This is a genomic window from Streptomyces canus, from assembly GCF_001514145.1.
Taxonomy (GTDB): Bacteria; Actinomycetota; Actinomycetes; order Streptomycetales; family Streptomycetaceae; genus Streptomyces; species Streptomyces canus.
In genome coordinates this window covers 96,064-118,831 of the sequence record NZ_KQ948657.1, presented here as the reverse complement: position 1 = coordinate 118,831, position 22,768 = coordinate 96,064, and the positions used below count along the sequence as shown (strand labels likewise).

22 protein-coding genes and 1 riboswitch are annotated in these 22,768 nt (G+C 68.8%); of the genes, 12 read left to right on the top strand and 10 right to left on the bottom strand.

From position 1 onward, the window contains the following. Positions 1-2 precede the first annotated feature (2 nt). The 9 genes from AQJ46_RS05390 to AQJ46_RS05350 all read left to right on the top strand — a co-directional run bounded on the left by AQJ46_RS05390 (position 3) and on the right by AQJ46_RS05350 (position 9,151). Positions 3-632 (top strand): alpha/beta hydrolase family protein, encoded by a 630-nt coding sequence (locus AQJ46_RS05390; RefSeq protein WP_059204520.1) that lies wholly within the window; start codon positions 3-5, stop codon positions 630-632. Positions 633-889: 257 nt separating this feature from the next. Next, positions 890-1,573: an RNA polymerase sigma factor SigR gene (sigR, locus tag AQJ46_RS05385; RefSeq protein WP_007384596.1), complete on the top strand. Its 684-nt coding sequence runs from the start codon at positions 890-892 to the stop codon at positions 1,571-1,573. Beyond that, a complete protein-coding gene (gene rsrA / locus AQJ46_RS05380) occupies positions 1,570-1,881 on the top strand; it encodes a mycothiol system anti-sigma-R factor (RefSeq protein ID WP_059204519.1) in 312 nt (103 codons plus the stop codon). Before sigR ends, rsrA begins: the two co-directional genes overlap by 4 nt. 118 nt (positions 1,882-1,999) lie before the next feature. Then, complete coding sequence (locus AQJ46_RS05375; RefSeq protein ID WP_059204518.1) at positions 2,000-3,340, top strand: HD-GYP domain-containing protein; 1,341 nt, start codon at positions 2,000-2,002, stop codon at positions 3,338-3,340. Next, positions 3,337-4,605 (top strand): HD-GYP domain-containing protein, encoded by a 1,269-nt coding sequence (locus tag AQJ46_RS05370; protein ID WP_059204517.1) that lies wholly within the window; start codon positions 3,337-3,339, stop codon positions 4,603-4,605. The genes AQJ46_RS05375 and AQJ46_RS05370 overlap by 4 nt, the downstream gene beginning before the upstream one ends. 104 nt (positions 4,606-4,709) lie before the next feature. Beyond that, positions 4,710-5,690, top strand: a complete 981-nt coding sequence (locus AQJ46_RS05365) for a tetratricopeptide repeat protein (protein ID WP_057612214.1) — start codon at positions 4,710-4,712, stop codon at positions 5,688-5,690. Positions 5,691-5,763: 73 nt separating this feature from the next. Continuing rightward, positions 5,764-6,414: a peptide deformylase gene (def, locus tag AQJ46_RS05360; protein ID WP_057612213.1), complete on the top strand. Its 651-nt coding sequence runs from the start codon at positions 5,764-5,766 to the stop codon at positions 6,412-6,414. Between the two features lie 248 nt (positions 6,415-6,662). Next, positions 6,663-7,781 carry an epi-isozizaene synthase gene (cyc1, locus tag AQJ46_RS05355; protein ID WP_404828374.1) on the top strand — a complete coding sequence of 373 codons (1,119 nt, stop codon included), beginning with the start codon at positions 6,663-6,665 and terminating at the stop codon, positions 7,779-7,781. Beyond that, positions 7,778-9,151 (top strand): bifunctional albaflavenone monooxygenase/terpene synthase, encoded by a 1,374-nt coding sequence (locus tag AQJ46_RS05350; RefSeq protein ID WP_059204515.1) that lies wholly within the window; start codon positions 7,778-7,780, stop codon positions 9,149-9,151. The genes cyc1 and AQJ46_RS05350 overlap by 4 nt, the downstream gene beginning before the upstream one ends. Before the next feature lies 1 nt (position 9,152). On the opposite strand, the gene AQJ46_RS05345 is transcribed toward AQJ46_RS05350, so the two are convergent. Further along, positions 9,153-10,118 carry a helix-turn-helix domain-containing protein gene (locus AQJ46_RS05345; protein ID WP_059204514.1) on the bottom strand — a complete coding sequence of 322 codons (966 nt, stop codon included), beginning with the start codon at positions 10,116-10,118 and terminating at the stop codon, positions 9,153-9,155. A 92-nt stretch (positions 10,119-10,210) separates the two neighbouring features. Here AQJ46_RS05345 and AQJ46_RS55350 point away from each other — a divergent pair, with 92 nt between their 5' ends. Beyond that, positions 10,211-10,381 carry a hypothetical protein gene (locus AQJ46_RS55350; protein ID WP_158013019.1) on the top strand — a complete coding sequence of 57 codons (171 nt, stop codon included), beginning with the start codon at positions 10,211-10,213 and terminating at the stop codon, positions 10,379-10,381. Positions 10,382-10,411: 30 nt separating this feature from the next. Beyond that, entirely contained in the window at positions 10,412-11,188 is a 777-nt protein-coding gene (locus tag AQJ46_RS05340) for a hypothetical protein (RefSeq protein ID WP_225887253.1), read from the top strand. Here AQJ46_RS05340 and AQJ46_RS05335 read toward each other — a convergent pair. The 9 genes from AQJ46_RS05335 to AQJ46_RS05295 all read right to left on the bottom strand — a co-directional run bounded on the left by AQJ46_RS05335 (position 11,181) and on the right by AQJ46_RS05295 (position 21,100). Further along, on the bottom strand, positions 11,181-11,639 hold the full coding sequence (locus AQJ46_RS05335) for a hypothetical protein (protein ID WP_208616887.1): 459 nt from the start codon (positions 11,637-11,639) through the stop codon (positions 11,181-11,183). The genes AQJ46_RS05340 and AQJ46_RS05335 overlap by 8 nt on opposite strands. A 51-nt stretch (positions 11,640-11,690) precedes the next feature. After that, positions 11,691-12,701, bottom strand: coding sequence for a ribonucleotide-diphosphate reductase subunit beta (locus AQJ46_RS05330; protein WP_059204513.1), 1,011 nt, complete (start codon positions 12,699-12,701; stop codon positions 11,691-11,693). Beyond that, positions 12,701-15,067: a ribonucleoside-diphosphate reductase subunit alpha gene (locus AQJ46_RS05325; RefSeq protein ID WP_059204512.1), complete on the bottom strand. Its 2,367-nt coding sequence runs from the start codon at positions 15,065-15,067 to the stop codon at positions 12,701-12,703. The genes AQJ46_RS05330 and AQJ46_RS05325 overlap by 1 nt, the downstream gene beginning before the upstream one ends. A gap of 126 nt (positions 15,068-15,193) precedes the next feature. Beyond that, a riboswitch (cobalamin riboswitch) is annotated at positions 15,194-15,322 on the bottom strand. Positions 15,323-15,374: 52 nt separating this feature from the next. Continuing rightward, on the bottom strand, positions 15,375-15,872 hold the full coding sequence (locus AQJ46_RS05320; protein ID WP_059205108.1) for a GNAT family N-acetyltransferase: 498 nt from the start codon (positions 15,870-15,872) through the stop codon (positions 15,375-15,377). A gap of 73 nt (positions 15,873-15,945) precedes the next feature. Beyond that, complete coding sequence (gene mctP, locus AQJ46_RS05315) at positions 15,946-17,556, bottom strand: monocarboxylate uptake permease MctP (RefSeq protein WP_059204511.1); 1,611 nt, start codon at positions 17,554-17,556, stop codon at positions 15,946-15,948. Continuing rightward, positions 17,553-17,804 carry a DUF3311 domain-containing protein gene (locus AQJ46_RS05310; protein ID WP_079072132.1) on the bottom strand — a complete coding sequence of 84 codons (252 nt, stop codon included), beginning with the start codon at positions 17,802-17,804 and terminating at the stop codon, positions 17,553-17,555. Before AQJ46_RS05310 ends, mctP begins: the two co-directional genes overlap by 4 nt. A gap of 136 nt (positions 17,805-17,940) precedes the next feature. After that, complete coding sequence (locus AQJ46_RS05305) at positions 17,941-18,138, bottom strand: CstA-like transporter-associated (seleno)protein (RefSeq protein WP_059204510.1); 198 nt, start codon at positions 18,136-18,138, stop codon at positions 17,941-17,943. Then, positions 18,113-20,248 (bottom strand): carbon starvation CstA family protein, encoded by a 2,136-nt coding sequence (locus AQJ46_RS05300; RefSeq protein WP_059204509.1) that lies wholly within the window; start codon positions 20,246-20,248, stop codon positions 18,113-18,115. The genes AQJ46_RS05305 and AQJ46_RS05300 overlap by 26 nt, the downstream gene beginning before the upstream one ends. 87 nt (positions 20,249-20,335) lie before the next feature. Continuing rightward, positions 20,336-21,100, bottom strand: a complete 765-nt coding sequence (locus AQJ46_RS05295; protein ID WP_059204508.1) for a GntR family transcriptional regulator — start codon at positions 21,098-21,100, stop codon at positions 20,336-20,338. Between the two features lie 306 nt (positions 21,101-21,406). Here AQJ46_RS05295 and AQJ46_RS05290 point away from each other — a divergent pair, with 306 nt between their 5' ends. Further along, positions 21,407-22,690: an extracellular solute-binding protein gene (locus AQJ46_RS05290; RefSeq protein ID WP_059204507.1), complete on the top strand. Its 1,284-nt coding sequence runs from the start codon at positions 21,407-21,409 to the stop codon at positions 22,688-22,690. Positions 22,691-22,768 lie beyond the last annotated feature (78 nt).

Below are 22,768 nucleotides of genomic sequence, written 5' to 3'. Positions count from 1 at the left end.
GTGTGAAGACCCAGATCATCAGCACCGAGGCCGGGGACGCCCGCATCACCTGGCACCCGGCGCGCAGGCCGCGGCTCGTGCTGGCCGTGAGCCATGGCGCCGGCGGCGGCATCGAGGCACGGGACCTCCAGGCGCTCGCCCGGGTGCTCCCCGGCCATGGCGTGAGCGTCGCTCTGGTCGAGCAGCCCTGGCGGGTGGCCGGCAAGAAGGTCGCGCCCGCGCCGAAGACGCTGGACGTGGGATGGCGGGGCGTCTGGCCCTCGCTCGAGGAGCCCGGCCTGCCGGTGATCTCCGGCGGGCGCAGTGCCGGGGCCCGGGTCGCCTGCCGTACGGCCGTGGAGCTGGGCGCCGCCGCCGTCCTCGCCCTGAGCTTCCCCCTGCACCCGCCCGGCAGGCCGGAGAAGTCGCGCGCCGGGGAGCTGCTCGGATCCGGGGTGCCCACCCTGGTCGTACAGGGCGGCAACGACCCGTTCGGGAAGCCGGAGGAGTTCCCGGACGGATCCTTCGAACTGACCGAGGTGCCCTACGGCGATCATGGCTTCGTCGTGCCGAAGCGGGCGCAGATCACTCAGGAGGAGGCCGTGACGGTCATCACGGACGCGGTGGTGAAGTGGGTCGGGTCACTGGGGTGAAAGCCCGGGAATGCTGAGCCGCGGACCTCTGTTGAGGCGGACAGAAGCGCTGAAGAGCAGCGCCGACCGTCGTAGGAGAGGAAGTCCGCCGCATGGGTTCGACCTTCTGCCCGAGGCGCACCAGTCGCGCTGACCTGGACTGGACGGTGCTGCATGCGGCCAAGACCACCCCGATTCGAGGGGCGGGCGGGACGGGTAGTCGTCTATCCTCCAATTCCGGTGGCACCGGTTTCGGTGCTGCCCGGAATCTTGAGGAGGTGGGTCCGGTCACTGGGATCGACGCAGGGACCGACAACGGCCAGGCGGAGCAGCCCGAGGGCCAGGGCGCGAGCACGGAGTCGACTGCGGAGCGCACCGCGCGCTTCGAGCGGGACGCGCTCGAATTCCTCGACCAGATGTACTCGGCCGCTCTGCGCATGACGCGCAACCCGGCCGACGCCGAAGACCTGGTGCAGGAGACGTACGCCAAGGCGTACGCGTCCTTCCACCAGTTCCGCGAGGGGACCAACCTCAAGGCGTGGCTGTACCGGATCCTCACCAACACGTTCATCAACTCGTACCGCAAGAAGCAGCGCGAACCCCAGCGCTCCGCGGCCGAGGAGATCGAGGACTGGCAGCTCGCCCGCGCCGAGTCGCACATGTCGACCGGTCTGCGCTCCGCCGAGTCGCAGGCGCTCGACCACCTGCCCGACTCGGACGTGAAGGAAGCGCTCCAGGCGATCCCCGAGGAATTCCGCATCGCCGTCTACCTCGCTGACGTAGAGGGCTTTGCGTACAAGGAGATCGCGGACATCATGGGGACACCCATCGGAACGGTGATGTCCCGACTGCACCGGGGCCGCCGTCAACTGCGCGGCATGCTCGAGGACTACGCCCGTGAGCGCGGGCTCGTCCCGGCCGGTGCCGGAGAGTCGAACGAAGCGAAAGGCTCGGGCTCATGAGCTGCGGAGAGCCGCACGAGACGGACTGCAGTGAGGTACTCGATCATCTCTACGAGTTCCTCGACAGTGAGATGCCGGACGTCGACCGCGTCAAGTTCAAGCAGCACTTCAGCGAGTGCTCTCCGTGCCTGGAGAAGTACGGTCTCGAAGAGGCCGTGAAGAAGCTCGTCAAGCGGTGCTGCGGCCATGACGACGTGCCGACCGACCTGCGCTCCAAGGTGCTGGGGCGGCTCGACCTGATCCGCTCCGGACAGGCCGTGCCCGAGCACGACGTGACGGCGTCGCCGGCGACACCGCAGGAGTCCTGAGCAGTCCGGTCGCCGTTCACTCGAACGTGCTAATCGGCAGGTGATCGGCCCACACCGCCTCCCCTCGCCGTCCTAGGCTCCTCACAGCTGTGCGGACTTGGGGCTGGAGGGGCGAGATATGGAGGCGGTACCGGCACGGGCGCGTGCGTACGTCGCCTGTGTCGCCGTAGCCGCACTGCTCTGTCTGCTGCCGCTGCCGGCCGTACGCACCCCCTGGTGGGAGGTCGCGCTGCTCGCGGCGCTCTCCGCCGGATGTGAGCAGGCCGCCGCCCACCGGCGGTTCGCCGGCACCTTCTACCCCGTCCTGCTCGCCGGCGCCTTTCTGCTGCCGCCCCCGGCCGCCGCCCTCGTGGCCCTGCCGGGGGCGCTGCTGTCCCCGGTCGAACAGCGCCCGCGTGGGCTGCGCCGTGTCTGGCGGGCCGCGCAGCTCACGGTGGGGGTGTGGGCGGCCGCACGGGTGCACGGGGCGATGGGCGGCCGGGACACGGTCCTGGCCTCCGACTTCCCGTACGCGCTGGTCCCGGCCGTGGTCGCGGTGCTCGTCTTCTGCCTGGTGCTGAGCCTGCTGGACGGGGGGATCCTGGCGCTCGCCGTGGGGGCACCTCCCACGCCTTTCGGGCAGTGGGGGAGGATTCCCGTACGGCGGGCCTGGCGCGGCCTGTTTCTCCGCTCCCTCGCCCCCGTCGCCGTACACGGGCTGGCCGGACTCATGATGGCCGTCCTGTGGCGCAGTCCCTACGGTCCCGTCGCCGCGTTGCTCGTCCTGCTGCCGATGTGCGTGTCGTGGTGGGTGTTCGCGCAGTACCACCGGGAGCGCGCCGCCCACCAGGCCACCATCCGGGCGCTGGTGCAGGCCGTCGACATCAAGGACGAGTACACGCGCGGGCACAGCGAGCGGGTCGGGCAGGCGTCGATGATGATCGCGCGGGAGCTCGGCATGGACGACGACCGGATCGAGGTGCTGCGGTTCGCCGGGATCCTGCACGACGTCGGGAAGCTCGGCGTGCCGACGCGGCTCCTCAGGAAGGACGGGCCGCTGACCCCTCAGGAGCGGCGGATCATCGAGCTGCATCCCGAGTACGGGCACGAGATGGTCCGGGGCATCTCCTTCCTCGGGGAGGCCCGGGCGGCCGTACTGCACCACCATGAGCGGCTGGACGGGAGCGGGTACCCGTACGGACTGACAGGGGGCCAGATCCCGGAGTCCGCACGAGTGGTGGCCGTCGCCGACGCCTTCGACGCCATGACGTCCACCCGTTCCTACCGGCGGGCCCGGCCCGTCTGCGCCGCGTTGGAGGAGCTGGAGCGGTGCGCGGGCAGCCAGTTCGACCCACGGATGGTGACGGCCCTCGTCCACGCCCTGTCCCGGCACGGGTGGCATCCGGCGGTCACGGCCGACGAGCCCGGTGTGCCGCGTCCCCGTCCGGCGGTCCCGGGGCCGACGGGAGCCCGCCGGTGAGCGCCCGGTGCGCGCCGAAGACGTCCTGCCGGGTGCCGCCGATCCTCACCCTGGTCCACACCTCCGCCGCTCTCCTCGCCACCGGCTCGCTCGCCTTCGTCCTCTGGACCGGTCTCGAGGAGCGCGGCACCGCCCTCACCTTCGGGGTGCTGATCGCGGTCGGTGAGCTCAACCGGCGCAGCGGTCCCCATGTCAGGGAGGCCGCACCCCTCGGTGCCGCCGGGGCGCTGTCCTACGCCCTGCTCGGCGAGAGCGCCGGTGCGCCCACGCATCACGGCGCCGCCCAGGTCGTCACCGTCGTGCTCGCCGCCTCCCTCGTCGGCAGCGTGCCGCACGTCGGACGCGGACAGGGCCCCCTCGCCGACCAGCTCGCCCGCCGCGTCCTGACCGTCGGATTCGCCGCCGTGTGCTTCCAACCCCTGTACAACCAGGGGACCTTCGCACAGTGGGGCGGTCCCGCGTACGCCCTGCTCCTGCTCGCCCTGCTCTCGCTCACCGCGCTGTGCGACGCCGTGCTCGCGGCGGCCCTGGCGCACTCCCGCACCCGCTGGCCCTTCGGCCCGCTGCTCAGGGACGAGCTGCGGGCCCTGCTCGGCATCGGGTCCGCCGTCGTGGCCACCGGGGCCGTGATGGCGCTCGCGGTCGCCGTCGCGGGACTGTGGGCGCTGCCCGTGTTCTCGGTGCCGTTGCTGCTCACCCAGCTCTCCGTCCGCCGGTACGCCGCCGTCCGTTGCACCTACCGGCAGACCATCGCCTCCCTCGCCCGTGCCACCGAGATAGCCGGGTACACGCCCGCCGGGCACGCCCACAGGGTCGCCGCGCTCAGCCGGGAGGTCGGGCGCGACCTGGGACTGTCCCGGCCCGAACTCACCGTCCTGGAGTACGCCGCCCTCATGCACGACATCGGCCAGCTGAGCCTCGTCGACCCGGTGCCCGCGGGCGCCACCGCGAGCCTGCCCCTGGCAGAACAGCGCCGTATCGCGCTCCTCGGCGGGGCCGTCGTACGGCAGACGGGCGTGGACGCGGCCGTCGCCGTGGTCGTGGAGCGGCAGGCCGACCCCTGCCGGGAGCAGCCGCTGGCCGCGCGGATCGTGCGGGCCGTGAACGCGTACGAGGAGAAGGCGCGTGACGCCGGACCCGGCGGTCCACTGACCGCGCTCGAGGAGCTGCGCCTGGGCACCGCGGGGGACTACGCTCCGGAGGTCGTGGAGGCGCTGGCCAGGGTGCTGTCGAGAGACTGTCTGACCTCCCCCGCGACGGGGTAACCCATGGGTAATGAGCGCCCTTCCAAGCACACGTGGTTGGATGCGAGAGAGAGGGTGTCCGGGGGCACAGCCAGCCCACTCGACGGAACTGGCAGGCGGGAATCGTGAGGATCTTCGGCAAGGGACGGCACCGGCCCTCCGCCTCCTGGCGGCAGGCCACGGACCGCGCGTTCACGCTGATCGGCGACGGCCGGTACGAGGACGCGGGCGCGCTGCTGACACGTGCCGCGGACCTGGAGCCGTGGCTGTCCGAGTCCTGGTTCAACCTCGCCCTGCTCCACAAGTTCCGGCACGACTGGGAGCAGGCGCGGGCCGCGGGCCTCAGGGCCGTGGCGCTGCTCGACCGGGAGACCGGGGCGCCCGACTGGTGGAACGTCGGCATCGCCGCGACCGCGCTCCAGGACTGGTCGCTGGCGCGGCGGGCCTGGCAGGCGTACGGGCTGCGGGTGCCCGGTGGGGCCACCGACGCCGGTGAGCCGCTCGGCATGGACCTCGGCAGCGCGGCCGTGCGGCTGTCTCCCGAGGGGGAGGCCGAGGTGGTCTGGGGGCGGCGGCTCGACCCGGCCCGTATCGAGGTGCTGTCCATCCCGCTGCCGTCCTCCGGGCGGCGGTGGGGCGAGGTCGTACTGCACGACGGGGTGCCGCACGGCGAGCGGACCACGGCGTCCGGGCATGCGTATCCCGTCTTCGACGAGATCGAGCTGTGGGCTCCCTCACCCGTCCCCACCTGGGTGGTGCTCCTGGAGGCGGCCACCGAGGCGGACCGGGACGCGCTGGAGCAGCTCGCGGCGGACGCCGGGTTCGCGGCGGAGGACTGGTCGTCGTCGGTGCGGTTGCTGTGCCGGATGTGCTCCGAGTCGCGGATGCCGTCGGACGAGGGCGACGGGGAGCACCTGGACCCCCACGACCACAGCGAACCGGGACACCCGGGGCCGCTGGGGCATCGCACGGACGGTCAGCTGTGGGTGCCGGAGCGGGAGTGCGGGGTGGCCGCGCCGGCCTCGCTGGTTCGGGGACTGTTGGACGGTTGGGTCGCGGACAGTCCGGACTCCAGGGACTGGCGGGATCTCGAAGAGGTCTGCTGACCGTTCGCCGTACCCTGTATCAGCGTCACACCCTCTTTGTTCTTTGTTTGTGCAGGAAGGCGATCCGTAGGTCATGGCCCAGCAGGACACCGATCAGCAGCACGCGGGCGTGCTCCCCGTCGACGACGAGGGGTTCGTCATCGACACCGAGGACACGGAGGAGCGGGAGAACGCCTGGCGTGAGCGCGGCACCTCGCGGCCCATCACCGTCGTCGGGAACCCCGTGCTGCACAAGGAGTGCAAGGACGTCACCGAGTTCGGTGAGGAGCTCGACCAGCTGGTCGCGGACATGTTCGCCAGCCAGCGCACCGCCGAGGGCGTCGGCCTCGCCGCCAACCAGATCGGCGTCGACCTGAAGGTCTTTGTGTACGACTGCCAGGACGACGAGGGCCGACGGCACGTGGGTGTCGTCTGCAACCCGAAGCTCGTGGACCTGCCCGCGGACAAGCGCCGCCTCGACGACAGCAACGAGGGCTGTCTGTCGGTGCCCACCGCGTACGCGCCGCTCGCCCGCCCCGACTACGCCGAGGTCACCGGGCAGGACGAGAAGGGCAACGCGGTCAAGGTCCGCGGCACCGGCTACTTCGCCCGGTGTCTGCAGCACGAAACCGACCATCTGTACGGCTACCTCTACATCGACCGGCTCTCCAAGCGCGAACGCAAGGACGCGTTGCGGCAGATGGCCGAGAACGAGCCCCGCTACCCCGTGGTCGCGAACGACTGACGCCCCACAACTCCCGCCCGCACGGCGCCTGTTCAGGAATCACTCCCCGAACAGGCGCCGTTCGCATGTGCGTCGCACGTTCGATCGGATGTGCTCACATGGTGATCCGATTCGAGTCACACATGGGGAGAATTCCGACACTGCGGGGTGGTGAATGAAGCAAATGCGTTCCCAGAATGGTCAGTTGTGGTGCTGAATGGGAAGTGCGGGGATACGCAACGGCGCACGCCCGGTTCAGCGGCAGGGGCATGCGTCAACTGGCGGCTGGAAGGGGTTTGTTCGTGCCTGCTTTCCCACACAGCACCACATCGACGCCGACGGCGATCGCGGTTCCACCGTCGCTCTCTCTCCCGGTGATCGAGGCAGCGTTTCCCAGGCAACTGCATCCGTATTGGCCCAGGCTCCAGGAGAACACCCGTACCTGGCTTCTGGAAAAGCGGCTCATGCCGGCGGACAAGGTGACGGAATATGCCGACGGACTGTGCTACACGGACCTCATGGCGGGGTACTACCTCGGCGCCCCGGACACGGTCCTCCAGGCGATAGCGGACTTCAGCGCGTGGTTCTTCGCCTGGGACGACCGGCACGACCGCGACATCGTCCACCGCCGTCCGCGCGCGTGGCGGCGGCTGAGGTTCCGGTTGCACGCGGCGCTCGATTCCCCTCGGGATCATCTGCACCACGAGGATCCGCTGGTCGCCGCCTTCGCCGACAGCATGGTGCGGTTGTACTCGTTCCTGCCGCGGACATGGAACACCAGGTTCGCCGGACACTTCCACGAGGTGATCGAGGCCTACGACCGGGAATTCCGCAATCGTACCCGGGGAATCATCCCACCGGTCGGTGAATACCTGGCACTGCGCCGCCTCACCTTCGCGCACTGGATCTGGACGGATCTGCTGGAGCCGTGCGCGGGACGTGAACTCCCGGACCGGATAAGGAAACACCCGGCGTACCGGCGGGCGGCGCTGTTGAGCCAGGAATTCGCCGCCTGGTACAACGACCTCTGTTCGCTGCCCAAGGAAATCGCGGGAGACGAGGTCCACAATCTCGGCATCAGTCTCATCAAGCACGAGGGGCTGACTCTCGAAGAGGCGATCCGGGAAATGCGGCGGCTGCTCGAGAAATGTGTGGACGCATTCCTCGTCGCCGAGGCCGACGCCCTCCTTTTCGCCGACGGCCTCGACGACGGCACCGCGCGGGGGAGGGAACTGAGCGTCGCCGTCCGGGCCTGCGTCCGCAATATGCGCAACTGGTTCAGCACCGTCTACTGGTTCCACCACGAGTCCGGCCGTTACATGGTCGACAGCTGGGACGACCGGTCCACGCCCCCGTACGTCAACAACGAAGCGGCAGGTGAGAAATGACCGTCGAATCCGTGAAACCCGAAGCCACGGTGGCTCCCGAGTTGCGTGAGCCGCCGTTCGCGGGCGGGCGCGTCCCCGTCCTCGGCCACGGCTGGCGGATGGTCCGCGATCCGCTGAGCTTCATGTCCGGGCTCCGGCGGCACGGCGATGTCGTACGCCTCAGGCTCGGCCCCAAGACGGTGTACGCACCCACCACCCCGGAACTGACCGGAGCGGTGGCGCTCAATCCGGACTTCATCATCGCCGGGCCGCTGTGGGAGTCCCTGGAGGGACTGGTCGGCAAGGAGGGTGTGGCCACCGCGAACGGCCCCCAGCACCGGCGGCAGCGGCGCGTCATCCAGCCCGCGTTCCGGCTCGACGCCATCCCGGCGTACGGGCCGATCATGGAGGAGGAGGCGCATGCGCTCGCCGAGCGCTGGCGGCCCGGTGAGACCGTCGACTGCACCTCTGAGGCCTTCCGGGTCGCCGTGCGCGTCGCGGCCCGCTGTCTGCTGCGCGGGGACTTCATGGACGAGCGCGCCGAACGGCTGTGCGTCGCGCTCGCCACCGTCTTCCGGGGCATGTACCGGCGGATGGTGATACCCGCCGGGCCGCTGTACCGGCTGCCCCTGCCGCCCAACCGAAAGTTCAATCGAGCGCTGGCCGATTTGCATCTCCTCGTCGACGAGATCGTCGCCGAGCGCAGGGCATCCGGTCAAAAGCCGGACGATTTGCTGACGGCATTGCTGGAGGCGAAGGACGAGAATGGCGAGCCCATCGGGGAACAGGAGGTCCACGACCAGGTCGTCGCGATACTCACCCCCGGCAGCGAAACCGTCGCGGCCACGGTCATGTGGTTGCTCCAGGCTCTCGCCGCACATCCGGAACACGCGGACAAGGTGTGCGCGGAAGTCGAATCGGTCACCGGCGGACGTCCCGTGGCATTCGAGGACGTCCGGGCGCTCACGTACACGAACTATCTGGTGATCGAGGTCATGCGTTTACGGCCTGCCGTGTGGATATTGACGCGGCGGGCGGTGCGGGACACGGAACTCGGTGGCTGTCGCATTCCGGCCGGGGCCGACATCGTGTACAGCCCGTATGCGATCCAGCGCGATCCGAGGTCGTACGACGACAGCCAGGAGTTCGATCCCCTGCGCTGGAGTCCGGAGCGGGCCAAGGCCGTGCCGAAACACGCCATGAGTCCGTTCAGCACGGGTAACCGGAAGTGCCCGAGCGACCATTTCTCGATGGCCCAGCTGACACTGATCACGGCGGCACTGGCCCGGAAGTACCGCTTCGAGCAGGTGCCCGGATCCGACGACACGCCACGGGTGGGCATCACACTGAAGCCGGCCGGGCTGTTGCTGAAACCCGTGCCGAGGACGTAGGTCAGGCGGCCGCCTCCGGGCCCTGGAAGGTGCGCCGGTAGGCGTTCGGGGTGGTGCCCACCGCGCGCAGGAACTGGTGACGCAGCGCGGCCGCGGTGCCGAACCCCGCCCGCCCGGCGATCGCGTCCACCGTCTCGTCCGTCGCCTCCAGCAGCCGCTGCGCCAGCAGCACCCGCTGGCGCAGGATCCAGCGGTAGGGAGTCGTACCCGTCTCCTGCTGGAAGCGGCGGGCGAAGGTGCGCGGGGACATGTGCGCGCGCTCGGCGAGCTGCTCGACGGTGACCTCCTCGTCGAGGTGCCGCTCCATCCACACGAGCACCTCGCCGACGGTGTCGCACTTCGACCGGGGCAGCGGCCGCTCGATGTACTGCGCCTGCCCGCCGTCCCGGTGCGGCGGTACGACCATGCGCCGGGCGATCTTGTTGGCGACCTCGGGGCCCTGCTCCTTGCGCACGATGTGCAGACAGGCGTCGATACCGGCGGCGGTGCCCGCGGAGGTGATCACCGGGTCCTCGTCGACGTACAGGACGTCCGGCTCGACCGTCAGCCGCGGATACGCGAGCGCGAGCTCCTCCGCGTGGTGCCAGTGCACGGCGGAGCGCCGGCCGTCGAGCAGTCCGGCGGCGGCGAGCACGAAGACACCGGAGCACACGCTGAGCACCCGGGCCCCGCGCTCGACCCCGCGCCGCAGGGCCTCCAGCAGCTCCGGCGGGAACTCCCGCGTCTCGTAGCGGGCGCCGGCCGGCACGGCGATCAGGTCGGCCGACTCCAGCCGCTCCAGGCCGTGTTCGACGTGAACGGCGAAGCCCGCCCGCGAGGTCAGCGTCGGGCCCTCGGCCGAGGCGACCGCGAAGTCGTACACGGGCAGTCCGTCGTCGCTGCGGTCGGTGCCGAAGACCTCGCAGACGACTCCGAGTTCGAAGGGATTCACACCGTCCAGGACGACGGCGGCCACGTTCTTCAGCATGCTGCCAGTGTGCCTCAGGAGTGGCAGTAAATCGAGGGTCCACGGCAGTCCTGCCACTGTTGGTAAGGAGTCTGCGGCGCGACAGTAGTGACATGACTTCAGCGCAGACAGAAGGACTGATCGCCATGCTGACTGTTTTCGCCATCCTCGTCCTCCTGGTCCTCCCCTCGGTGATCGGGATCGTGCACGACAAGCGCGTCGACCGGCAGATCCGGAAGGCGCACGAGTACCGGACCGCACACGGGGCGACCCGAACGGTCTAATCTCTCCTGGATCAACAACAGGGGAGGACCATGAGACACAGACTGTGGGCCGTGGCAGGCGGGGCGGCAGCCCTGACCCTGCTCACGGCCACCGGCGCCCACGCCGAGGGCGAGGGTGACATCAGGGTCACCAAGACCGTCGTCAACAAGGGCGGCAACGTGATCATCGGTACCGCGAAGACCGTCACGTACCCGATCGCGATCACCATCAAGGACGATTCGGGCGTCAAGAAGATCACCAGTCTCAGCACGTTCAACAAATCCAACGGCTACGGCTTCATCGACTGGAACGGCGACTCTTCCTGCGTGAAGAAGAGCGCGACGACGTCCGTGTGCACGGGCACGATGACGGTCGACCCCGGCTGGATCGCCGCGAGCGACGACATCGACAGCAACAAGGTGGCCGGCGTCTGGCAGGTCAACGCCACCGTCAAAGCCAACGACGGCGACTACTGGATCTCGGACCACATCGCCGAGTACAAGGTGAAGCGGGCCGCACAGCTCACCACCGACGCGACCCCCGAACCCGTCGCCAAGGGCGCCCAGCTGACCGTCAAGGGCAAGCTCTCCCGGGCCAACTGGGAGGACCTGAAGTACCACGGCTACCCGGGTCAGGCGGTCAAGCTGCAGTTCCGCGCCGCCGGCGCCGCCCACTACCGCACGGTCAAGACCGTGAAGACGGACAACGTGGGCAGGCTCAGCACCAAGGTGACCGCCACGTCGGCGGGCAGCTGGCGCTGGTACTTCCCCGGCACCACGACGACCTCGCTGAAGGTGTCGGTAGGGGACGCGGTCAAGCTCAGGTGACCAGTACGGTGACCCGCCACTCCTGAATCCCCTTGCACGAGACCCGGCCGGTCTCGGTGGCGCACAGGGGGCGCTGTGAACTCAGCCGCACCTGACCCGCCGAGACCGCCTTGTACGCGGAACTCGCGTCACCGGGCAGCAGGACGATGCCGCTGTTGGTGGCCTCCAGGCCACTGCCGTCGACGGCGACCGGCTTCCAGGGGCGGCTCTTCGTCCCGTCCAATGAGATCCGGATCGTGTCGCCCACCGCGAGGCACACGATGTCCCCGCTGTCGGTGGCGCCGAGTTCGGCCCGGGTCGTACATCCCGTCGCGGTGGGTGTGGAGGTGGGGGAGGGCGGCGACACACTGTCGCCACCTCCCCCCTTCCCGTTCCCGGCTTCGGTGCCGCAGCCGGCGAGAAGCAGCGTCAGCGTCGCGAGGGCGAGGGTCGTCTTGCGGATCGGGCGCATGGATGGCCTCCTTCCCTCTTGGACGTACCACCCATGTGCCCGGATCCCGGCCTAGAAGTCCTCGTCCAGGTCGACCGTGCCCTCCACCGCCACCTGATAGGCGGACGGACGCCGCTCGAAGAAGTTGGTCAGCTCCTGAACCCCCTGCAGCTCCATGAAGGAGAAGGGGTTCTCCGAGCCGTACACCGGGGCGAAACCGAGGCGCGTCAGGCGCTGGTCGGCGACGCACTCCAGGTACTGCCGCATCGACTCGGTGTTCATGCCCGGCAGCCCGTCCCCGCACAGGTCGCGCGCGAACTGCAGCTCCGCCTCGACGGCCTCCGCCAGCATGTCGGTGACCTGCTGCCGAAGCCGGTCGTCGAAGAGCTCCGGCTCCTCCTTGCGGACGGTGTCGACCACGTCGAAGGCGAAGGACATGTGCATGGTCTCGTCGCGGAACACCCAGTTGGTGCCGGTGGCGAGGCCGTGCAGCAGGCCCCGGCTGCGGAACCAGTAGACGTACGCGAAGGCGCCGTAGAAGAACAGGCCCTCGATGCACGCGGCGAAGCAGATCAGGTTGAGCAGGAAGCGGCGGCGGTCGGCCTGGGACTCCAGCCGGTCCAGCTTCTCCACCTCGTTGATCCACCTGAAGCAGAACTCCGCCTTCTCGCGGATCGAGGGGATGCTCTCGACGGCGTCGAAGGCCGCCGCCCTGTCCTCCGGGTCGGGCAGGTAGGTGTCGAGGAGCGTCAAGTAGAACTGGACGTGGACGGCCTCCTCGAAGAGCTGGCGGCTCAGGTAGAGCCGCGCCTCGGGGGAGTTGATGTGCTTGTACAGGGTCAGCACCAGGTTGTTCGCGACGATCGAGTCGCCGGTCGCGAAGAAGGCCACCAGGCGGCCGATGAGGTGCTGTTCGGCGGGGCTGAGCTTCGCCAGGTCGGAGACGTCCGAGTGGAGGTCGACCTCCTCGACGGTCCAGGTGTTCTTGATGGCGTCCCGGTAGCGCTCGTAGAAGTCGGGGTAGCGCATGGGGCGCAGAGTCAGCTCGAAGCCGGGGGCGAGCAGGTTCCGGTTGCTGGACATTACTGGCAGGCCTCGCAGGACTCGGGGTTCTCAAGGGAGCAGGCGACCGCGTCTTCCGGGGCCGGCTGCTGGACGGGGACCGTCGCCTGTGCGGCACGGGCGATACGGGTCGCCGGGCGCGAGCGCAGGTAGTACGTCGTCTTCAGCCCGGACTTCCAGGCGTACGCGTACATCGAGGAGAGCTTGCCGATGGTCGGCGTCTCCAGGAAGAGGTTCAGGGACTGGGACTGGTCGAGGAACGGGGTCCGCGCCGCGGCCATGTCGATCAGACCGCGCTGCGGGATCTCCCACGCCGTGCGGTACAGCGCCCGTACGTCCTCGGGGATCCACGCGAAGCCCTGCACCGAGCCGTTCGCGTCGCGCAGCGCCTCACGGGTGCGGGCGTCCCAGACGCCGAGCTTCTTCAACTCGGCCACCAGGTACGAGTTGACCTGGAGGAACTCCCCGGACAGCGTCTCGCGCTTGAACAGGTTGGAGACCTGCGGCTCGATGCACTCGTACACACCGGCGATCGACGCGATGGTGGCGGTGGGCGCGATGGCGAGGAGCAGGGAGTTGCGCAGTCCGGTGACGGCGATACGGTCGCGCAGGGCCGCCCACCGCTCGGGCCAGGTGAGTTCGACCCCGTAGTGGTCGGGGTGCAGGACGCCCTGGGCGGTACGGGTCTTCTCCCAGGCCGGCAGCGGGCCGCCCCGCTCGGCGAGGTCGGCGGAGGCCTCGTAGGCGGCGAGCATGACGCGTTCGGCGATCCGGGTGGAGAGTTCCTTCGCCTCGGGGGAGTCGAAGGGCAGCCGCAACTTGAAGAAGACGTCCTGGAGGCCCATCGCGCCGAGGCCCACGGGGCGCCACTTGGCGTTGGACCGCCCGGCCTGCTCGGTCGGGTAGAAGTTGATGTCGACGACCCGGTCGAGGAACGTCACGGCGGTGCGGACGGTGGCGTCCAGCCGCTCCCAGTCGATGCCGTCGCCGGTGACGAACGCGCCCAGGTTCACGGACCCCAGGTTGCACACCGCCGTCTCCCCGTCGTCCGTGACCTCCAGGATCTCCGTGCAGAGGTTGGAGGAGTGGACGACATGGCCCGGTGTGGCCGTCTGGTTGGCCGTGCGGTTGGCGGCGTCCTTGAACGTCATCCAGCCGTTGCCGGTCTGCGCGAGAGTGCGCATCATGCGGCCGTAGAGGTCACGCGCGGGGATCGTCTTCTTCGCGAGCCCCGCGGCCTCGGCCTTGCGGTACGCCGCGTCGAACTCCTCGCCCCACAGGTCGACCAGCTCGGGCACGTCGGCGGGGGAGAAGAGGGACCACTCGGCGTCCGCGTTCACCCGGCGCATGAACTCGTCCGGGATCCAGTGCGCGAGGTTCAGGTTGTGCGTACGACGGGCGTCCTCACCGGTGTTGTCCCTGAGCTCCAGGAACTCCTCGATGTCGGAGTGCCAGGTCTCCAGGTAGACCGCGGCCGCGCCCTTGCGCCGGCCTCCCTGGTTCACGGCGGCGACCGAGGCGTCCAGCGTCTTCAGGAACGGGACGATGCCGTTGGAGTGCCCGTTGGTGCCGCGGATCAGCGAACCGCGGCTGCGGATACGGGAGTACGACAGGCCGATGCCGCCGGCGTGCTTCGAGAGGTTGGCGACCTGGTGGTAGCGGTCGTAGATGGAGTCGAGCTCGTCCTTCGGGGAGTCGAGGAGGTAGCAGGACGACATCTGGGGGTGCCGGGTGCCGGAGTTGAAGAGGGTGGGGGAGGAGGGGAGGTAGTCGAGGCGGCTCATGAGCGCGTAGAGCGCGGCGACCTCGTCCAGTGCCCTGACCGTGTCGTCCTCGGCGAGGCCCGACGCCACCCGGAGCAGGAAGTGCTGGGGAGTCTCGATCACCTTGCGGGTGAGGGGGTGCCTGAGGAGGTACCGGCTGTGGAGGGTCCGGAGGCCGAAGTAGCCGAAGCGGTCGTCGGCGTCGGTGTCGACCAGGGCGTCGAGCCGCTCGGCGTGGACCCGCACGAATTCGGCGGTGCGGTCGGCGATGAGGCCCACGCGGTGTCCGACGGCGACCGATCCGGTGAACGAGGTGACGCCCTGCGAGGCGGCCTCCGCGGCGATGGTGACGGTCAGCAGCCGGGCCGCCAGCCTGCTGTACACGGGGTCCTCGGAAATGAGGCCGGCCGCCGCCTCGGTGGCCAGCTCGCGCAACTCCACGGCCATTTCGGGGGAGGCCCCCCGCGAGGACCGGCCGCGCAGCGCGGCGGCGGCGACCCTGCCGGGGTCGGCGTCGGGGAGGTCGGCGGTCAGCGCGGTCAGGGTCCGCAGCAACGCGGTTCCGGGACCGTCCTCGTCCACAAAGGTGGTCGCTGAAGCCGGTTCGGCTGGCGCGATGGTCACGTGGGGCTCTCCCTCGCTGGGGCACGGGGCCTTGCGGAGGGCAGGCGGCAGCACACGAGCGCACACGGCGTCGCGTCCACCGGCCCATTCCACGAGGCCCGGACGTCAGGACACCCGGGCCGGTATGGCTCGGGCGCGCTGTCGGCAGGTCCTCGGACTGACTCTCATGTGGGCTTATGCACGCATGAGTACACCGTTGCGGGACAGTTCCGGATTCACACCGGATTCCCCTGCGGCGACAGCGAGCATGAGCATACATCTTGTGCCGGGTGAGGAAAGCAGGCCCATATGTTGTGTCGTGGTGACTTCAGAGCGTCAACTGGTAAGTGAGAAGCGTGAAGTCGTCGCCTGGTATCGGGCGCCAGTCGCGCTCGGGGGCGCGGGTGAAGCCGAGGCGCTCGTAGATGCGGTGGGCGGTGCGCATCGTGGGCTGGGTGCACAGGACGACTGCGGTGGCCGCGCCGTTCGCGCGGTCGACGCAGGCCTGGACGAGGGCTTGTCCGATGCCTCTGCCCCGGGCCGTGTGCGCCACGGCGAGCATGCGGATCTCCGCCTCTCCGGGGCGGGCGAGGTCGGCCAGAGGGCCACCGGAGGGGACGAAGGTGACTCCGCCGAGGATGTCGTCGTGCGCCGTGGCCACCAGGACGTCCGCGGCGGACGCCCTCTTGGCCACGTCCTTGAGTTCTTCGAGGTACCAGTCGCTCTCACCGAACAGGAGAAGGCCGTCCTGGAGGTAGGCCTGGGCGGTGATCTCACCGAAGGGTTCGTAGTCGGCGGGTACCGCGGGGCGGATCAGGATGTCCATGCGGGTGAGTGTGCCCGACGGGTACGACAACGGGCCGCCGGAGGGGAACTCCGACGGCCCGTGCGCACCGTGACTATTGGGTCTTACCCGCGGTCGCCGGCGGAAGCTCCACCTGGACCCCCGGGTCGCCCGCGTCCGCCGTGTAGTCCTCCGGGCTGGTCTCGTCCACGCCGTCGGGGACCTTGGCCGCCTTCAGGGCGAAGGTCAGGACCACCGTCACCACGACGTTGAGCACGAACGCCGTCAGGCCGATGTAGCCGATCTCGCCGATGCCCGGGATCTCCTTCGCCGACCCGCCGAAGTGCTTCTGGGTCGGGGAGGCGACGCCGTACGCGGCGACCGTGCCGTAGATCATGCCGACCGCCCAGCCGGCGAGCAGGGCCCAGCGGTGGAACCAGCGGGTGAAGAGACCGCCGACCAGGGCCGGGAAGGTCTGGAGGATCCAGATTCCGCCCAGGAGCTGGAAGTTGATGGCGACCGTCTTGTCCATCGTGAGGACGAAGACCAGCGCGCCGACCTTCACCAACAGGGACACCAGCTTGGAGACCTTGGTCTCCTGCGCGGGCGTGGCGTCCGGCTTGATGAAGTCCTTGTAGATGTTGCGGGTGAACAGGTTCGCGGCCGCGATCGACATGATGGCCGCGGGCACCAGCGCGCCGATGCCGATCGCCGCGAAGGCCACGCCCGCGAACCAGGACGGGAACATGTCCTCGAAGAGCTGCGGGATCGCCAACTGCGGGTTGGTGACCTTGACTCCGGCCGCGATCGCCATGAAGCCGAGCAGCGCGAGCAGGCCCAGCATCAGCGAGTACAGCGGCAGGATCGTGGTGTTGCGGCGGATCACCTCACGGCTGCGGGAGGAGAGCGTCGCGGTGATCGAGTGCGGGTACATGAAGAGCGCGAGTGCGGAGCCCAGCGCCAGCGTGGCGTACGTCCACTGGCCCGCCTCCAGCGGGACGAGGCCGCCGGCCTTGGCCGCCGTGTACTTCTCGCTCGCCGCGCCGAAGACGTCGTCGAACCCGCCCAGCTTGATCGGGATGTAGATGATCGCCACCGCGATGACGATGTAGATCAGCGTGTCCTTCACGAACGCGATCAGGGCGGGGGCGCGGAGGCCGGAGGAGTACGTGTAGGCCGCGAGGACGCCGAAGGCGATCAGCAGCGGGAGGTCCTTGACGAACCAGTTCGTGTTCTCGCCGCCGCCGACGCCCATCACATCGAGGACCGCCTGGATACCGACCAGTTGGAGCGCGATGTACGGCATGGTCGCGAGGATGCCGGTGACCGCCACCGCCAGCGACAGTCCCTTGGAGCCGAAGCGGCCGCGCACGAAGTCCGAGGTCGTCACGTATCCGTGCTTGTGGGAGACCGACCACAGGCGGGGCAGGAACGTGAAGATCAGCGGGTACACCAGGATGGTGTACGGCACCGCGAAGAAGCCGGCCGCGCCCGCCGCGTAGATCGCCGCGGGGACCGCGACGAAGGTGTACGCCGTGTAGAGGTCGCCGCCGAGCAGGAACCAGGTGACCCAGGTGCCGAACGACCGTCCGCCCAGGCCCCATTCGTCGAGGCTGTGCTCGTTCTCGGCCTTGCGCCAGCGCGCGGCCAGGAAGCCCATGACCGTGACGGCCAGGAAGAAGAGGATGAAGACGGCGAGTGCCACGCCGTTGACGCCGTCGTTCACTTGGTACCTCCGTGGCGGGCACGCTGGTCACGCTGCCACAGCTTGTACGCGGTCATCGTCAGCGCGGTGGAGATCAGCACCCACAGCATCTGGTACCAGTAGAAGAACGGGATGCCGATGAACGTGGGGTCGACCTTGGCGTACGAGCCGACCCACAGCATCGCCACGAACGGGGCGAACAGACAGAGGGCGATGACCACCCTTGCCGGTGTCACCACCGGCGGTCTCACTTCTGGTGCGTCCGACATTCCGCGACTCCGTCCCCTGACTGATCACCTGTAACGCGCAGGCAATCTAGGTCACGGTGTCAGGTGAGCGGAAGACCTCGTCCGCATATCGGTATGTCGATTCTGTGAAGCATCAACGGCAGCATCAGCAGCAGCATCAACAGCAGCGGAAGTCCTGGCGGGGATCTCCTTCCTGACGTTCCGTCCGCATCCGTTCGAACGCCCGCCGTGTCGGCACCGGCGCCTGCGGGTGGTCCTGGCGCACATGCGCGACATAGCGGTCGTAGGCCGACTCGTCGGTCAGTTCACGGACGTACCAGCGCACGGCCCTAAACACCCGTCGGAGCGACCGCATCCCGAGCCTCCTCCCTTTCCTCCCGGGTCGGGACCAGACCGGCCGGGGCCTGGATCTTCGACTCGACGTACGGCGCCTCGCTGAGCGTGGACAGCGCGGGACGGCGCAGGTGCCGGACGCAGACCCGCAGGGCGTCGGCGATCACCACCACGATCAGCAGGGCGAGGACGGCCGTGAGGACGCCGTCGACCGTGGAGTTGGTGACCACGGTGTGCATGTCGTCCATGCTCTTGGCGGGCGGCAGGACCTTGCCGTCGTCGATGGCGTCCTGGAACACGGACCGCTGCTTGAAGAAGCCGACCTTGGGGTCGCTGGAGAACACCTTCTGGTAGCTGGCCGTCAGCGTCACGGTCGCGTCCCAGACGAGCGGAATCCCGGTGATCCAGGCCCACTTGAGGCGACCGGACTTCACCAGCAGCGTGGTGCAGACGGCCAGCGCGACCGCGGCGAGCAGCTGGTTGGAGATGCCGAAGATCGGGAAGAGCTGGTTGATCCCGCCGAGGGGCTCGTGGACGCCCACCCACAGGAAGTAGCCCCACAGTGCGCACACGATCGCGCTGGTCAGGACCAGTCCCGGCTTCCAGCTGATGTTCTTGAACGGCCGGTAGACGTTGCCCAGCATGTCCTGGAGCATGAACCGGCCCACGCGCGTCCCCGCGTCCAGCGCGGTCAGGATGAACAGTGCCTCGAACATGATCGCGAAGTGGTACCAGAAGGCCCTGAGGCTCCCGCCGGTGACCTTGGAGAAGATCTCCGAGACGCCGACGGCGAGGGTCGGGGCGCCGCCGGTGCGGGAGAGCAGGGTGGCCTCCTCGACGTTCTTCGCCGCCTGGGCGAGCTCGGCGGGGGAGATGGAGTAGCCCCAACCGGTCACCACCTGCGAGGCGTTCTCGACGGTCGTGCCGATCGCACCGGCGGGCGCGTTCATCGCGAAGTACAGACCCGGGTCGATGATGCTCGCCGCGACCAGGGCCATGATCGCGACCGACGACTCCATCAGCATGGAGCCGTAGCCGATCATCCGGACCTGCGTCTCCTTCTGGATCATCTTCGGCGTCGTACCGCTCGAGATCAGGGAGTGGAAGCCGCTCAGCGCTCCGCAGGCGATGGTGATGAAGACGAAGGGGAACAGCGAGCCCGCGAACACCGGGCCGTCGCCGCGCGAGGCGAAGTCTGTCACCGGGTCCATCTTCAGCGTCGGCAGCGCGATGACGACACCGAGGGCGAGCAGGGCGATCGTGCCGATCTTCATGAAGGTGGAGAGGTAGTCGCGGGGCGCCAGAAGCATCCACACCGGCAGGATCGAGGCGATGAACCCGTACGCCACCAGCCAGACGACCAGCGTCGAGGGCGCGAGGGTGAAGGCGCCGGCCCACGACGACTCGGCCACCCAGCGGCCCGCGACCAGCGCGAGCAGCAGCAGTCCTACGCCGATGAGGGAGACCTCGGCGACCCGGCCGGGGCGAAGTACCCGCAGATAGAAGCCCATCAGCAGAGCGATCGGGATCGTCATCGCGATGGAGAACGTGCCCCAGGGCGAGGCGGCCAGGGCGTTGACGATGACGAGGGCCAGTACCCCGAGCAGGATGATCATGATGGCGAAGGCGGCGATCAGCGCGGCCGCGCCACCGAAGGGGCCGATCTCCTCGCGGGCCATCTGCCCGAGTGAGCGCCCGTCCCTGCGCGTGGAGAAGAACAGCACCACCATGTCCTGCACCGCGCCCGCGAAGATGACGCCCGCGATGATCCAGACCGTGCCGGGGAGATAGCCCATCTGCGCGGCCAGCACGGGGCCGACGAGCGGGCCGGCGCCCGCGATGGCGGCGAAGTGGTGGCCGAGCAGGACACGGCGGTCGGTGGGGTGGAAGTCGATGCCGTTGTTGAGGCGTTCGGCCGGAGTGGCCCTGGTCGCGTCGACCTTCAGGACCTTGTACGCGATGAACTTCGAGTAGAAGCGGTAGCCGATCGCGTACGACCCGAGGGCGGCCGCGACCATCCAGGCGGCGGAGACGTCCTCGCCCCGGGCGAGCGCGAGCACGGACCAGCCGGCGGCGCCGACCAGGGCAACAAGGGTCCAGATGACGATGGTTCGGACGTTCGCGGTACGCACGAGGCGGTCCTCCCGTCCAGACGGAGTCGGAAGGACCGTAGAGCAGGATGTGAAGTTGCGCTACACCGCGTGCGGTACCGGAAAGGACTAGTCGACAGGCCTCTTGAGGCGGGCCACGAACTTGTACCGGTCGCCCCGGTACACCGACCGCACCCACTCCACCGGCTCGCCCGCCCTGTCGGACGAGTGGCGGGACAGCATCAGCATCGGCAGGCCCACGTCGGTGCCGAGCAGGCCCGCCTCGCGGGGGGTGGCCAGGGAGGTCTCGATGGTCTCCTCGGCCTCGGCGAGGTGGACGTCGTAGACCTCGGCGAGCGCCGTGTAGAGGGACGTGTACTTGACCAGCGACCTGCGCAGGGCCGGGAAGCGCTTGGCGGAGAGGTGGGTCGTCTCGATGGCCATCGGCTCGGCGTTGGCCATGCGCAGGCGCTCGATGCGCAGCACCCGGCCGCCGGCGGTGATGTCGAGGAGCTCGGCGAGACGGTCGTCGGCGGTGATGTAGCCGATGTCGAGCAGCTGCGAGGTGGGTTCGAGACCCTGGGCGCGCATGTCCTCCGTGTAGGAGGTGAGTTGGAGCGCCTGCGAGACCTTCGGCTTGGCGACGAAGGTGCCCTTGCCCTGGATGCGCTCGAGCCGGCCCTCGACCACCAGTTCCTGGAGGGCCTGGCGCACGGTGGTACGGGAGGTGTCGAACTCGGCGGCGAGTGTGCGCTCGGGCGGTACCGGAGTGCCGGGCGACTGGGTCTCCGTCATGTCGAGCAGGTGCTTCTTCAGGCGGTAGTACTTGGGCACGCGCGCGGTACGGACGCCTGCCCCGCCCTCGGTCTCCGCACTGCTGACGTCGCTGCTCATGGTCTGCCTTCCCGGCTCCGGATGCGGATCACATCGTGATCCCTTCTGTATACCGTCGCCGTCTCTTTTGGTCTAGTCCACCGAGGTAAGTGGTCTAGCGGACGACAGTACTCCGGCGCCGGTGTTTTCGCTGGCTTCTTTACTAATGGTTCCTGCATATGTAGCTCGCATAACAGCTGGTCAGAGCCATTTCGCGGGCTCTTGACAGGCTTCGTGGTCTGGTCCAAGCTCCCCCTACTGGTCTACACCATTGGTCCAGGTCCCGGCCTGTGGGCGGGAGGTGTGGGCATCCCTGAGGAGGGTGGCGTGAAGCGCAAGCTGGCAGCCGCGATCGGTATCGCGGGCATGGTGGTCTCCGTCGCGGCATGTGGGAACAGCGACAGCGGAAGTTCGGACAACAGTGGCGCGGACGCCAAGGAGCTGACCGTCTGGCTCACCGTCGACGCTCAGAACAACTGGCCCGAGCTGGTGAAGGCCGCGGACGCCGCGGTCCAGAAGAAGCACCCCGGCATCAAGATCAACCACGAGTACTACGGCTGGCCGGACAAGAACACCAAGCTCGACGCGGTCCTCGCCACCGACAAGGCCCCCGACGTGGTCGAGATGGGCAACACCGAGATGCTGGGCTACATGGTCAAGGGCGCCTTCGCGCCCCTGGACACATCGAAGTTCACCAACTCGTCGGCCTGGCTCGACGGTCTCAAGGCCTCGGTGTCCTACGACGGCAAGACCTACGGCGTCCCCTACTACGCGGGTGGCCGCGTCGGCAACTGGCGCAAGGACGTCTTCGCCTCGGTCGGCGTCAAGTCCACGCCGAAGACCTACGCGGAGCTCACCGCCGCCCTGGACAAGGTCCAGAAGAAGGAGGGCGACAAGTTCTCCGCCTGGTACCAGCCCACCCGTGACTGGTACGCGGCCATGTCCTTCGTCTACGACGCCGGCGGCTCCATCGCCAAGGAGGACGGCGGCCAGTGGAAGGGCAACCTCTCCTCGCCGGAGTCCGTCAAGGGCCTCACCGAGTTCAAGAACGTCGTCGACAAGTACATGCACGGCGACAAGACCAAGGACGAGTCCGACCGTTACATCGTCTACGGCCAGGGCAAGTCCGGCATGATCTTCGGCGCGGCCTGGGAGGGCGCGACCTCCGCCGACCCGAAGAACGACAAGACCGGCAAGCTCAAGGACAACCTCGAGAACTTCGTGATGCCCGGTCCCTCCGGCAAGAACCTGCCCGTCTTCCTGGGCGGTTCGGACCTCGCCGTCCCGGTGAAGTCCAAGGCGCAGGCCGTCGCCGCCGAGTGGATCAACGCCTTCACGGGCCCCTCCGGCCAGAAGGGCCTGATGGCCAAGGGCAACCTGCCCAACAACAAGACCGACCTCGCCACCCTGAAGAAGGACCCGGCGACCGCGGTCCCGGCCACCGCGGCCGAGTCCAACTGGTTCGTCCCGATGGCGCCCGGCTGGGGCCAGGTCGAGAAGGCGCAGGTCCTGCAGAACATGCTGCAGAACATCGGCACCGGCAGGAAGTCGGTCGAGGCCGCCGCGAAGGAGGCGGACGCCGCGATCGACAAGGTCATCAACACCAAGTGACCGCAGGCAGGGCCCCGTTGAGACCGGCGGGGCCCTGCTTCCCGTACGACGTGCGGGCTTTGCTTTCGTACGACCAGA